At 61.1% G+C, this 12,362-nt stretch carries 11 protein-coding genes, 1 tRNA gene and 1 pseudogene; 2 read left to right on the top strand and 11 right to left on the bottom strand.

Annotated elements, in window-relative coordinates; translation table 11 throughout:
• The first annotated feature begins 129 nt into the window (after window positions 1-129).
• Window positions 130-939 (top strand): Crp/Fnr family transcriptional regulator, encoded by an 810-nt coding sequence (locus LPB04_RS15560; RefSeq protein ID WP_193685429.1) that lies wholly within the window; start codon window positions 130-132, stop codon window positions 937-939.
• A 312-nt stretch (window positions 940-1,251) separates the two neighbouring features.
• A pseudogene (locus LPB04_RS24075) lies at window positions 1,252-1,409 on the top strand (IS1595 family transposase); the annotation flags it as partial.
• Between the two features lie 30 nt (window positions 1,410-1,439).
• Here LPB04_RS24075 and LPB04_RS15555 read toward each other — a convergent pair.
• The 11 genes from LPB04_RS15555 to LPB04_RS15505 all read right to left on the bottom strand — a co-directional run bounded on the left by LPB04_RS15555 (window position 1,440) and on the right by LPB04_RS15505 (window position 12,292).
• Window positions 1,440-2,909: a CHASE3 domain-containing protein gene (locus tag LPB04_RS15555; protein WP_193685428.1), complete on the bottom strand. Its 1,470-nt coding sequence runs from the start codon at window positions 2,907-2,909 to the stop codon at window positions 1,440-1,442.
• 273 nt (window positions 2,910-3,182) lie between these two features.
• Window positions 3,183-3,815, bottom strand: a complete 633-nt coding sequence (locus tag LPB04_RS15550; protein ID WP_056334485.1) for a response regulator — start codon at window positions 3,813-3,815, stop codon at window positions 3,183-3,185.
• Window positions 3,816-4,089: 274 nt separating this feature from the next.
• Window positions 4,090-4,503: a MerR family transcriptional regulator gene (locus LPB04_RS15545; protein ID WP_193685427.1), complete on the bottom strand. Its 414-nt coding sequence runs from the start codon at window positions 4,501-4,503 to the stop codon at window positions 4,090-4,092.
• Between the two features lie 32 nt (window positions 4,504-4,535).
• On the bottom strand, window positions 4,536-4,889 hold the full coding sequence (locus tag LPB04_RS15540) for an integration host factor subunit alpha (RefSeq protein WP_193685426.1): 354 nt from the start codon (window positions 4,887-4,889) through the stop codon (window positions 4,536-4,538).
• Between the two features lie 109 nt (window positions 4,890-4,998).
• A complete protein-coding gene (pheT, locus tag LPB04_RS15535) occupies window positions 4,999-7,425 on the bottom strand; it encodes a phenylalanine--tRNA ligase subunit beta (RefSeq protein ID WP_193685425.1) in 2,427 nt (808 codons plus the stop codon).
• Between the two features lie 30 nt (window positions 7,426-7,455).
• Window positions 7,456-8,472 carry a phenylalanine--tRNA ligase subunit alpha gene (gene pheS, locus LPB04_RS15530; RefSeq protein WP_193685424.1) on the bottom strand — a complete coding sequence of 339 codons (1,017 nt, stop codon included), beginning with the start codon at window positions 8,470-8,472 and terminating at the stop codon, window positions 7,456-7,458.
• 177 nt (window positions 8,473-8,649) lie between these two features.
• The gene (gene rplT / locus LPB04_RS15525) at window positions 8,650-9,009 is read right to left on the bottom strand and encodes a 50S ribosomal protein L20 (protein ID WP_056334468.1); all 360 of its coding nucleotides are present in this window, start codon (window positions 9,007-9,009) and stop codon (window positions 8,650-8,652) included.
• Between the two features lie 20 nt (window positions 9,010-9,029).
• Window positions 9,030-9,227 (bottom strand): 50S ribosomal protein L35, encoded by a 198-nt coding sequence (rpmI, locus tag LPB04_RS15520; RefSeq protein WP_026354218.1) that lies wholly within the window; start codon window positions 9,225-9,227, stop codon window positions 9,030-9,032.
• Window positions 9,228-9,518: 291 nt separating this feature from the next.
• Window positions 9,519-10,067, bottom strand: a complete 549-nt coding sequence (gene infC / locus LPB04_RS15515) for a translation initiation factor IF-3 (protein WP_227496758.1) — start codon at window positions 10,065-10,067, stop codon at window positions 9,519-9,521.
• Between the two features lie 21 nt (window positions 10,068-10,088).
• Entirely contained in the window at window positions 10,089-11,999 is a 1,911-nt protein-coding gene (thrS, locus tag LPB04_RS15510; protein ID WP_193685423.1) for a threonine--tRNA ligase, read from the bottom strand.
• A 216-nt stretch (window positions 12,000-12,215) separates the two neighbouring features.
• Window positions 12,216-12,292: transfer RNA gene (locus tag LPB04_RS15505), tRNA-Val, on the bottom strand.
• Between the last annotated feature and the right edge of the window lie 70 nt (window positions 12,293-12,362).

Genomic DNA, 12,362 nt, shown 5'->3' with positions numbered 1-12,362 from the left:
AGGGGCAACCCCTAATCTTATGTTCGGCAACAGACGGAACCCTTATCGTACACACATCGCGATTAAGACATTGTCAACAAAGTCTCGAACAGTCGCACTTCATGCAGTAGTTAGATAAGAGGACAGAAAATGAACAACGCTCAACTCGGTGGTGTCACGCAAAAAGCACAATCGGTCAACCAGCTTCTTTCGACCAAAGAGGATATCAAAGCGGCGTCCCGTCCAGTTGTCAGTTTCTCCGGCACCCAGCAAAACGAACTGCTGGCAGCCCTTCCCCGCCAGGACCTGGAAACCCTGTTCCAGCACCTGGAACTGGTTCCCATGCCATTCGGTAAGGAGCTCTTCGAGTATGGCAGCAAACTCGAATACGTGTATTTCCCGACGACCTCAATCGTGTCGCTGCTGTACGTGATGGAAGACGGCGCCACCACCGAGATCGCCGTCGTCGGACACGAAGGCGTGGTCGGCGTCTCCCTCTTCATGGGCGAGCGCGCCATGTGCAGCGCCGTCGTCCAGAGCGCCGGCTACGGCTACCGTCTCAAGACCCAATTCCTGCGCGATGCCTTCATGGCCGGCGGCGCCCTGCCCCAGCTGCTGATGCGCTACACCAACGCCCTGTTCGCCCAGATGGCGCAGAACGCCGTCGGCGGCCGCCACAGCTCGATCGAGCAGAAACTGTGCCGCTGGCTGCTCGACCGCCTCGACCGTTCGCCAGGCAACGAGCTGAAAGTCACCCAGGAACTCATCTCGATCATGCTGGGCGTGCGCCGCGAAAGCATCACGGCCGCCGCCGGCAAGCTGCAGGATGAAGGCCTGATCCAGTACCGCCGCGGCAACATCACGGTCCTGGACCGTGCCGGCCTGGAAGAGTATGCGGGCGAGTGCTACAAGGTGGCCAAGACCGAATACGACCGCCTGCTGATGGACGTGGCGCGTTAATCGTTCATGAAGAAGTAAACGACAATCGGCGTCCTGGACGCCGATTTTTTTTGGGCGCTGTTCGCGTTAAGTGTGGAATCTTCTTGAACGGCTGAGGTCCAACCCGGACTTCACCCGTGAGGAGGTTCGCATGCAGGCACGCAAGTTCGAGCACTTCCTGAAGAACCTGGCGGCGCTGACCCGGCGCCAGCGCGAACGGCTGCTTGGCCTGCTGCTGCCGACGGTCAAGCGCGATCGGACGGTGGACGTCATCGAACAGGCGGCAGTACCGCAACTCGCCTGTCCCGGTTGCGGCGCGAATCGCTTCCACAAGCACGGCCGCGCCAACGGCTGCAGCCGTTTCGCGGGGTTGCCAGCCGTTACCTCGGCAACTATCTCGGCTGGCGCTGGGCGCTCGACGGCGCTCGCGTCAAGACGCCGGAGGCTTTGCTGCGAGCGGCGATCGGCATATTCCACACTTAACGCGAACAGCGCCTTTTTTTGTATTCAAGTTCCCAGGTTCAGGCAGCAAACTTGCCCAGATCCTCGTTCCCCGCCGCAGGCAGGGCCGGCGCTGGGCTCGGCGGCATCAAGGCTAGCGGCCCCGCCGGCGTCATCGGCGCCGGAATCCGCGCACGCACGCAGGTTCCCACGCCGTTCACGCCACGGTCGACATCGAGTTTGCCGCCGAGCAGCAAGGCCCGCTCACGCATGCCCAATAAACCGTGCGACTTCGAACGCGTCAGCGCATCCGGCGCGATGCCGATGCCGTCGTCGGTCACCTCGAGCGCCAGGGCATCGTCTTCGCGCGCCAGGTGCACGATCACGCTGCGCGCCTGCGCATACTTGGCGATGTTGTTGAGCGACTCCTGCACGATGCGGAACAGCGCGATCGCATGCATCGGGCCGGCGCTGTCGACGTCGCCATCGACCAGCACGTCGCAGTCCAGGCTGGTGACCCGGGAATAATCCTCGCAATAGCTCTGCAGGGCGGCGGCCAGGCCGAGATTGTCGAGCAGGCTCGGGCGCAGGTCCTCGACGATACGGCGCTTCAGTTGCACGGTGTCGACCAGGGTTGCCCGTGCCCGAGCCAGCATGGCCGCCAGCTCGGGCCGGCTGCCGCGCAATTGCTCGCCGACGGTGGCCAGGTCCATGCCGATCGCCGTCAGGTTGGCGCCCATTTCGTCGTGCAGCTCGCGCGCCAGTTTCGACTTCTCTTCTTCCGACACGTGAATCAGATGACGCGACAGCACGGACAATTGCTCGGTACGGCGGGCAACCGTCGATTCGAGCTGCTCGTTGGCGATCTGCAAGGCATGCTCGGCGCGCGCGCGGGCTGCAAAGCTGCGCTGCACCAATTGGTAGAACAGCAGCAGCACGGCAATCGCCGCGGCATTGATGCCGAGCCCCAGGATCACCGCGTGCCGGTACTGGTCGTAGAAAGAAGCGCTGCGCGCGTTCAGCAATTCGTTCTGTTCGCTCAGCATGATGACGACCTGCAGGCGGATCTCGTCGCTGTCGCCTTCGCCTGGGGCGCCGGTGATGGTCAGGATTTCCTTCAGGCCGCCGTCGCGGTAGATGGTCAGCGCCTCGTTCATCATGCGCATCTGGTGCTCCACCACGGCGCGAAGCTGGGCCAGGTTTTTCTGCTGGGAAGGATTGTCGGCCAACAGCGTGCTGAGTTTGCGCAGCTGCTGGTCGATCCGGGCCGGCGCGCCCTGCACCGTGCCGAGGTAGCTCGGCGAACCCGAAAGGAAATAGCCCCGCAAATTGCTTTCCGCATCCGTGACGAGCAGGTTCAGGTGCTGCAGCTCGTTGGTCACTTCGGTGGTCTGGTCCTGCAGGGAATTCGCGGCCTTCAGCCCGTCCAGGTTGCGCAGCAGGAAGATGCCGTTGACCAGCAGGATCGCCACGCAGGCGAAGCACAGCAGCGTCTTGTAGAGAGGCAGGGAGCTTGCGCGCTTCGGGAGGGGATCGGTGGAGAAGTACATCTGCTGGGTTCCTTTCGCGCAACTTGCCGGACCGCACTGATTATAGTCGCTGACGGACTTTAATGCAGCGCAGCAATGTCGTTGAGTTGAAGGGATGAGACAGATTGCACTCGCGGGCGGTTTTTCCCTGCGGAACCGGACAGGAGACGGGCCTGATACGGATACCGGTTCGGCGAGGTCGAACGCTGCGCGTTGACGCACGGGCGGCCGCGGGCCGCTGCGCCGGCATGGCGCCGGCAAGGGCGAGCGCCGGGCGGCGCTCGCAGCCCGCTCTTAATCGAGCAGGTTGTTTTTCATTGCGTAATACGTCAGGTCGCTGTTCGACTGCAGGCCCATCTTTTCCATGATGCGGGTGCGGTAGGTCGACACGGTCTTAATCGAGAGCGAGAGCGCGTTTCCGATATCGGAAACGGTCGCGCCCTTGGCCAGGCGCAGGAATACCTGGAATTCGCGGTCCGACAGCTCGGTATGCAGGGCCGTGTTCGGATCGCGGTCGAAACTCTGCGCCAGCAATTCGCCGACGGTCGAGCTCACGTAGCGGCGGCCCTGGAACACGGTGCGCACGGCGGTCTTGAGCTCGTCCGCATCGCATTCCTTGTTCAGGTAACCGTTGGCACCCATCTTGAACAGGTTCAGCGCATATTGCTGAGCCGGATAGCCGGAAAGAATCAGCACCGGCAGGTTCGGCTGGCCCTGGCGGATGGTACGCAGAATGTCGATCCCGCTCTGGTCGGGCATGGCGATGTCGAGCAGCAGCACGTCGCAGATTTCGCGACGCGCGATGTCCAGCGCCTCGCGGCCGGTGGCGCCTTCAGCGACGACTTCGAAATCGCCGGACGAGGAGAAAATCTGTTTGAAACCTGCTCGAACTATCTGGTGGTCGTCACAAATGGCAACGCGTATCATTGTCTTCCCTTAAATTTTCCTGGCACAGGAAAGTGCCGGGGATAGCATTCCCCGGCTGTCAGGCGTTGGATTACCTAAGCCGCATGTAACATTTTAGCACTCATGCGCCCTACTACAACAGCGCACGACAGCCGTGTTAACGCTACATTAAGTCGCGAAGTCCGCTCGAACCTAGTGCGCGTTGCACTGTCGCCCTGCGCCGCCAGGGCGACAGCTCGCTGTACTCCCGTACAGCTGCGCTTCCAGGGCGACATTGCTGCCGCTCGCTACGGTTTTAACGGACCTCGTTCGCCGGCACGCCCTGCTTGCACAAGGCGACGATGTCGAGCAGTTCCGCGCGCAGCCTGGCCGTGTCGACGACGGGCGCCTCCTCGACCTGCACTTCCTCGATCCCGCCGGCCTGGTTGCTGGCCCGGCTGTCGAGCTTGTTGCGTGCACCGCTGATCGTGAAACCTTGTTCGTAGAGCAGTTCGCGGATGCGCCGGATCAGCAGCACCTCGTGGTGCTGGTAGTAACGGCGGTTACCTCGGCGTTTGACCGGCTTCAGCTGAGTAAATTCCTGTTCCCAGTAGCGCAGCACGTGCGGCTTGACGCCGCACAATTCGCTGACTTCGCCGATCGTGAAGTAGCGCTTCGCCGGGATCGGCGGCAGCGCGGTCAGTTCAATCTTGTTCGGGCGATCGTTCATGGCTCACTTTCAAACGCACTTCGCAGCCGCACTCAGGCGGCGCGCGCCAGGGATGCCGGACTGATTTCTTCAACCATGCCCTTCAGTTTCTGGCTGGCGTGGAAGGTCACGACGCGGCGCGCCGTGATCGGAATCTCTTCCCCGGTTTTTGGATTGCGGCCCGGCCGCTGCGGCTTGTCGCGCAACTGGAAGTTGCCGAAGCCGGACAGCTTGACAGCCTCGCCGCGCTCGAGCGCGTTACGGATCTCGTCGAAGAAGGTCTCGACCATGTCCTTGGCTTCGCGCTTGTTCAGGCCGACCTGCTCGAAGAGCAACTCGGCCAGCTCGGCCTTGGTAAGGGTCGGCAGGTCCTTTTCCGCTTCTTTCCGTACCCGCGCCACCTGCATCGCGCGATGCAGATCGGCCGCCAGAGCCTCCTGGAATACGGCCGAATCAACGTCGTTGTTATTAATTTTGAAGCCCTGCCTTCAGATGGACATGTTTTGGATGTAAAACTTAGCCACGCAATTTTGCGTTGTGTTTTTCTCTTGCGGCCTCGGCCACGGCAGCCATCACGGCCTCCACGACATCGTCCTGCAAGGTCGATTGAGTATCTTGCAAGCTAAAGCGGAAAGCAAGCGATTTTTCGTCCGCCTCCAGTCCCTTGCCGCGGTATTCATCAAACAAAACAACGGCTTGCACGATCTTGCCGTTCGGGTGGGCGGCAATTGCCGACTCGAACGCATCGATCACGGACTGGGCCGGAACGTCCTGTTTGACCACCAGCGCGAGGTCGCGCGTGGCGCCCGGGAACTTCGAAATCTCGGTGTAGACCGGGACCACGCGTTCCTGCAAGGCGGCGGCGTCGACTTCGAACAGCACCGGCGCCTGCGGCAGGTCGTACTTCTGCAGCCAGCGCGGATGCAGTTCGCCGATGAAGCCGACCACGCGGCCATCGAGCTCGACATTGGCGCAGCGGCCCGGGTGCAGCGCCGGGTGCTCAGCCTTGACGAAGCGTACCACACGCGGCGAAAACAGCGCTTCCAGGTCGGCTTTCACGTCGAAGTAGTCGACCGCACGGGTCGGCTGGCCCCACTGCTCGTCCGCCACCGGGCCATAGGCCATGGCGGCCACGCGCTTGGGCTGGTCGAAGCCGGCCACGCTCAGCGGACCATCGGTCGTGACGTCGTTGCGCTTGAAGATCGCGCCGACTTCGAACACGCGCACCCTGCCCGCCTTGCGGTTCAGGTTATAGCGCACGTTGGCCAGCAGGCCGCCGATCAGGGTCGAGCGCATCACGCTCATCTGGCTGGCGATCGGATTCTGCAGCTTGATCGGGGAATCGTTGCCCGCGAAATCCTGTTCCCAGACGCTTTCCACGAAGCTCATGTTGACGACTTCCTGATAGCCGAGATCAGCCAGCTGGTGCCGCATGGCGAACAGCGAGCGGCTGTTTTCCGGTTCGATCAGCATGGCGGATGGCGCCACCGGCGGATTGGCCGGAATGTTTTCGAAGCCATACACGCGCGCGACTTCCTCGATCAGGTCTTCCTCGATCTCGATGTCGAAACGGTAGGACGGCGCGGTGACCGCGAACTTGCCTGCCTCATGCGTGAACGGCAGGTGCAGGCGGGTGAAAATGTCGGCCACCATCTCGTCGGTAATCGGTACGCCGATGACCTTCTGGGCGCGCGCCGTGCGCAGCACGACCGGCTTACGCTCAGGCAGGTTCGCGACCTGGTCGTCGACCGGACCGACTTTCGTATTGTCCGTGCCGCAGATCTGCAGGATCAGCGCCGTGATGCGCTCGATGTGCTCGACGGTCGTCGCATAGTCGACGCCGCGCTCGAAGCGGTGCGCCGCGTCGGTCGAGAAATTGTACTTGCGGGCACGGCCCTGGATCGCGTTCGGCCACCAGAAGGCCGCTTCCAGGTAGATGTCGGTGGTGTCCAGCGTGACGGCGGTCGAGTCGCCGCCCATGATGCCGGCCAGCGATTCGATTTCCTTGTCGTCGGCAATCACGCCGACCCACTCGTCGACTTCGACGGTGTTGCCGTTCAGGAGTTTAAGGGATTCGCCTTTCTTGCCCCAACGCACGTCCAGGCTGCCGTGGATCTTGTTCATGTCGAACACGTGCGACGGACGGCCGACTTCCAGCATGACGTAGTTCGAGATGTCGACCAGGGCCGAGACCGAGCGCTGGCCCGAGCGCTCCAGGCGCTGCTTCATCCACTCCGGCGTTGCCGCTTTCGCGTTGAGACCGCGGATCACGCGGCCCGTGAAGCGGCCGCACAGGTCGGGCGCGGAAATTTTCGCCGGCAGGATTTCGTCCATTGTCACGGCAACCGGGACCGTGGTCGGAAGATGCAGCGGGGTACCGGTGAGCGCGGAGACTTCGCGCGCCACGCCCAGCACCGACAGGCAGTCCGCCTTGTTCGGGGTCAGCTTGATCGTGAACTTCAGGTCGTCCAGGCCGAGGTAGTCGCGGATGCTGGTGCCGACCGGCGCATCAGGCGGGAGTTCCATCAGGCCGCTGCTCTCTTCCGAGATTTTCAGTTCCTTGGCCGAGCACAGCATGCCCTGCGACTCGACGCCGCGCAGCTGGCCGACCTTGATTTCGAAGGGCTTGCCGTCCGCGCCCGGCGGCAGGACGGCGCCGGCCTTGGCGCAGATCGCCTTCATGCCGGCGCGCACGTTCGGTGCGCCGCAGACGATGTTCAGGAGCGTGCCGGTACCGACGTTCACCTGGCAGACGTTCAGGCGGTCCGCGTTCGGGTGTTTCGCCACTTCGACCACTTCGGCCACGACCACGTTCGAGAACGGCGGCGCGACCGGCTCGACCTCTTCGACTTCCAGGCCGGACATCGTCAGCAGGTGGGACAGTTCATCCGAAGACATTTTCGGATCGACCATGGAACGGAGCCAGTTTTCGGAGAATTGCATAATCTTGCCTTCAGCTGCAGGTGATTGTTATTAGTTGAACTGCTTCAGGAAACGGAGATCGCCTTCATAAAAGAGGCGCAAGTCGTTGATCCCGTAACGCAGCATCGTCAGGCGCTCGAGGCCGGAGCCGAACGCGAAGCCGATGAACTTTTCCGGATCCAGCCCGAAGTTGCGCACGACCGTCGGATGCACCTGGCCGGCGCCCGAGACTTCCAGCCAGCGGCCCTTCAGCGGACCGGAACCGAAGGCGATGTCGATCTCGGCCGACGGTTCCGTGAACGGGAAATACGACGGACGGAAGCGCACCTGCAGGTCGTCGGTCTCGAAGAAGGCCTTGACGAAGTTCAGGTAGACGCCCTTCAGGTCAGCGAAGGAAATGTCCTCGCCGATCCACAGGCCTTCGACCTGGTGGAACATCGGCGAGTGGGTGGCGTCGCTGTCGACACGGTAGGTGCGGCCCGGCGCGATCACCTTGATCGGCGGCGTGTGGGTGCGCGCGTAGCGCACCTGCATCGGGCTGGTGTGGGTGCGCAGCAGCAGTGGCTTCCCGTTCGTGTCATTGCCTTCGATATAGAAGGTGTCCTGCATCGAGCGCGCCGGATGGTTTTCCGGGCTGTTCAGGGCAGTGAAATTGGTCCAGTCGTTTTCGATTTCCGGGCCGTCGGCCACGTCGAAACCGATCGAGCGGAAGATCTGCTCGACGCGTTCCCAGGTGCGCATCACCGGGTGGATGCCGCCGACCGCGCGGCCGCGGCCCGGCAGGGTGACGTCGATGGCTTCCGCGTTCAGGCGGGCCTCCAGCTGGGCGTTCGCCAGCGCTTCGCGGCGGGCCGTCAGTGCCTGTTCGATTTTTTCTTTGGCGGCATTGATCAGGGCGCCCTGCGCCTTGCGCTGCTCGGGGTCGAGCTTGCCGAGGCCCTTCATCAGTTCGGTTACCTGGCCGGTCTTGCCGAGGTATTTTGCTTTTGCGTTTTCCAGCGCGGCCGCGTCAGGGGCGGCGCCAAAGTCAGCCTGGGCCGAGACGACGAGTTCTTCGAGCGAGTTCATGCTTGTTCTTGTCCTGTATTGGGTGGCAGGGGCCACGGGTGAGCCGGAGAATTGTCGCATTAATGCAACGCGTTAGCAAATTCACAGGGACCCATAATCAAAAACGGGGCACAGGTTTGCACCTTGCCCCGCTCTTTTTGCGCTACGTTACCGCAGCGCTTTGCTAGCAGACTGCTATCAGGCAGCCAGCTTGGCCTGGACGGCGGCGACAATCGCGGCGAACGCCGGCTTGTCGTGCACGGCCATATCGGCCAGGACCTTACGGTCCAGTTCAATCGCGGCTTTTTTCAGGCCGTTCATGAACGCGCTGTAGGTCATGCCGTGCGAACGCGAAGCCGCGTTGATACGGGTGATCCACAGTGCGCGGAAGACGCGCTTCTTGTTGCGGCGGTCGCGGTATGCGTACTGGCCAGCGCGCATGACTGCTTGCTTGGCAATACGGAATACTTTTGAGCGACGGCCACGGTAGCCTTTGGCAAGCTCAAGAACTTTCTTATGACGGGCACGTGCAGTAACCCCACGTTTTACTCGAGGCATATTAGCTCCTTAGTGTGAGATTAAGCAGATGGCATCATGCGGTAGACGCTGGTCACGTCCGACGCATTGATGTTACGGGTGCCGCGCAGCTGACGCTTGTTCTTGGTGGTCTTCTTGGTCAGGATGTGACGCTTGAACGCCATACCCGATTTCACAGTACCGCCCGGACGCACGCGAAAACGCTTCTTCGCGCTGCTTTTGGTTTTCATTTTTGGCATAGTCATCTGCCCTTGCGGACAGCCTCATATGTGACAGGATTGCAGGTGGCAGCAACGCTGCTCTTGGATGCCTACTTTCACTTGTCTTGCAGCGCATGCGAGTGCGCTACAACCTGCTTCTAAAAACAGGAACCGCAGATTCTAACACAGCTTAGTGAGGAAGGTGTTGCCGAGGTAGCGCGAATACTGCCATGTGAGCCAACATTCGCCACAAAAACGGCACAGGGCCGAGCCCGGCGTTGCAGTTCGACTGCAACACCTGACCCGGCCCTGTTACTACCAATCGAAGAATTATTTCTTCTTCTTCGGCGCGATAATCATGATCATCTGGCGGCCTTCCATCTTCGGGAACTGCTCGACCTGGCCATACGGCTCCAGGTCACCCTTCAGACGTTCGAGCATGCGGAAGCCGATATCCTGGTGCGCCATTTCGCGACCGCGGAAGCGCAGCGTGATCTTGGTCTTGTCGCCTTCGTCGAGGAACTTGATGAGGTTACGCAGCTTGATGCTGTAATCGCCTTCATCCGTACCCGGACGGAATTTGACTTCCTTGACCTGGATGATCTTCTGCTTCAGCTTGGCTTCGTGCGCCTTCTTCTGCTCGGAGTACTTGAACTTGCCGTAATCCATGAGGCGGCAGACCGGTGGAACCGCGTTCGGCGCGATTTCCACGAGGTCGACGTTCTTTTCCTCGGCCAGGCGAAACGCCTCGGCCAGGCTCACAATGCCCAGCGGCTCATTGTCGACTCCGGACAAACGCATTTCCGGATGGTTGATTTCGCCATTGATGCGATGCGACGACTTGTCAGTAGCTATGTTGTTTCCTTTTAATGTCTGAATAACCGGCCGGCTTAGTTTGGCTTATTTGGCTTTCGATGCCACTTCGCCAAGCAGGCGCTCGATCAGGGCGTCGACGGACATGGTGCCCAAGTCGACATTGCCCCGTGCGCGCACGGCCACGGTGTTTGCTTCACGTTCCTTGTCGCCAACAACTAGAATATATGGCAACTTTTGGACGGAATGTTCTCGTATTTTATAGGTAATCTTCTCGTTCCGCAAATCAGCGTGAACGCGCAGGCCGGCTTTCTTCAGGCGGTCCTGCACCTCTTTTACGTAATCGGCCTGGGCATCGGAGATGTTGAGAACAGCCACTTGCACCGGCGCCAACCAGAGCGGCAGCGCGCCCGCATAGTTCTCGATCAGGATGCCGATGAAGCGCTCCATCGAGCCGACGATCGCGCGGTGCAGCATCACCGGTACCTTGCGGGTGTTGTCTTCGGCGACATATTCGGCCCCGAGGCGGCCCGGCATCGAGAAGTCGACCTGCATCGTCCCGACCTGCCATGGACGGCCGAGGCTATCCTTCAGGTGGTACTCGATCTTCGGACCGTAGAAGGCGCCCTCGCCCGGCAGTTCCGTCCACTCCACGCCACAGGCGCGCAGGGCCGAGCGCAGCGCTTCTTCCGCTTCGTCCCAGATCTCGTCGGAACCGATGCGGCTGTCCGGACGCAGGGCCAGCTTGACGTCGATGTTGTTGAAGCCAAAGTCGTCGTACACCTGCATCGCCTGCGAGTGGAAGGCGGTGACTTCCGATTCGATCTGCTCTTCGGTACAGAAGACGTGGCCGTCGTCCTGGGTGAAGCCGCGCACGCGCATGATGCCGTGCAGCGCGCCCGAGGACTCGTTGCGGTGGCACTGGCCGAACTCGCCGTAGCGCAGCGGCAGGTCGCGGTAGCTCTTCATGCCCGAGTTATAGATCTGCACGTGGCCCGGGCAGTTCATCGGCTTCAATGCATACGAACGGTTTTCCGACTCGGTCGTGAACATGTTCTCGCGATAATTGTCCCAGTGACCGGTCTTCTGCCACAGGGTGACGTCGAGGATCTGCGGCGCTTTGACTTCGTCGTAACCGTTGACCTGGTATTTGTGGCGCATGTACTGCTCGACCTGCTGCCAGATGGTCCAGCCCTTCGGATGCCAGAAAATCAGGCCCGGCGCTTCTTCCTGGAAGTGGAACAGGTCGAGTGCCTTGCCGAGTTTCCGGTGGTCGCGCTTTTCCGCCTCTTCCAGCATGTGCAGGTATTGCTCCTGGTCTTCCTTTTTCGCCCAGGCGGTGCCGTAGACGCGCTGCAGCATCTCGTTGTTCGAGTCGCCGCGCCAGTAGGCGCCGGCCAGCTTCATCAGCTTGAACACTTTCAGCTTGCCGGTCGAGGGCACGTGCGGGCCGCGGCAGAGGTCGGTGAAATTGCCTTCGGCGTACAGCGAGACATCCTCGTTCGCCGGGATCGAGGCGATAATCTCCGCTTTATATTCTTCGCCGATCGACTTGAAATAGGCGACGGCCTCGTCGCGCGGCAGGACGCGGCGGGTCACCGGCTCGTCGCGCTTGGCGATTTCCGCCATCTTCTTTTCGATCTTCGCCAGGTCTTCCGGGGTGAACGGGCGCTTGTACGAGAAGTCGTAATAGAAGCCGTTTTCGATCACCGGGCCGATCGTGACCTGGGCTTCCGGGAACAGCTCCTTCACCGCATAGGCCAGCAGGTGGGCGGTCGAGTGACGGATCACGTCCAGGCCTTCGGGATCCTTGTCGGTCACGATGGCAAGATCGGCATCCTGCTCGATCAGGAAGGAGGTGTCGACCACTTTACCGTCGACCTTGCCGGCGAGCGCCGCCTTGGCAAGGCTCGGGGCGATGCTGGTCGCCACCTGGGCAACCGTCACCGGGCCGTCGAACTGACGGCTGGAGCCATCGGGAAGTCGCACGTTAAGCATAGTGATCTCCATTTGGCGCGGACGCCGCAGATATTGAAATTCGTTGAAAAATTTGAAACTTGAAGTCGATGGACGAAAAAAAACGCGGGCTAGCCGCGTTGATTTCAGTGTGTCGAGCAAAAGAACACCATACCGCGTCTAGCGATTCCCCCACAACTTCGTTGTAGTTCGCGGTGTCATAACCGTAGGTGCCTTTCTCGCTCTTACTTAATGTTCTGGTGGGCGGTGCAGAATTCGAATCTGCGACCCCTTGGATGTCGACCAAGTATTCTAACCAGCTGAACTAACCGCCCAATGACGTGCATTATAGGGGGTGCGCCGCCGTCACGCAAGGCTTGTCCGGAATTTAGTGGCGGGACGGCA

Origin of the sequence: Massilia litorea, assembly GCF_015101885.1 — a bacterium.
In the GTDB taxonomy this organism is placed as follows: Bacteria; Pseudomonadota; Gammaproteobacteria; order Burkholderiales; family Burkholderiaceae_D; genus Telluria; species Telluria litorea.
This window is presented reverse-complemented; position numbering and strand designations above follow the sequence as displayed.

Coding starts and splice junctions, on each gene's coding strand:
- LPB04_RS15560 (WP_193685429.1), top strand. CDS start 130: ATGAACAACGCTCAACTCGGTGGTGTCACGCAAAAAGCACAATCGGTC.
- LPB04_RS15555 (WP_193685428.1), bottom strand. CDS start 2,909: ATGTACTTCTCCACCGATCCCCTCCCGAAGCGCGCAAGCTCCCTGCCT.
- LPB04_RS15550 (WP_056334485.1), bottom strand. CDS start 3,815: ATGATACGCGTTGCCATTTGTGACGACCACCAGATAGTTCGAGCAGGT.
- LPB04_RS15545 (WP_193685427.1), bottom strand. CDS start 4,503: ATGAACGATCGCCCGAACAAGATTGAACTGACCGCGCTGCCGCCGATC.
- LPB04_RS15540 (WP_193685426.1), bottom strand. CDS start 4,889: ATGCAGGTGGCGCGGGTACGGAAAGAAGCGGAAAAGGACCTGCCGACC.
- pheT (WP_193685425.1), bottom strand. CDS start 7,425: ATGCAATTCTCCGAAAACTGGCTCCGTTCCATGGTCGATCCGAAAATG.
- pheS (WP_193685424.1), bottom strand. CDS start 8,472: ATGAACTCGCTCGAAGAACTCGTCGTCTCGGCCCAGGCTGACTTTGGC.
- rplT (WP_056334468.1), bottom strand. CDS start 9,009: ATGCCTCGAGTAAAACGTGGGGTTACTGCACGTGCCCGTCATAAGAAA.
- rpmI (WP_026354218.1), bottom strand. CDS start 9,227: ATGCCAAAAATGAAAACCAAAAGCAGCGCGAAGAAGCGTTTTCGCGTG.
- thrS (WP_193685423.1), bottom strand. CDS start 11,999: ATGCTTAACGTGCGACTTCCCGATGGCTCCAGCCGTCAGTTCGACGGC.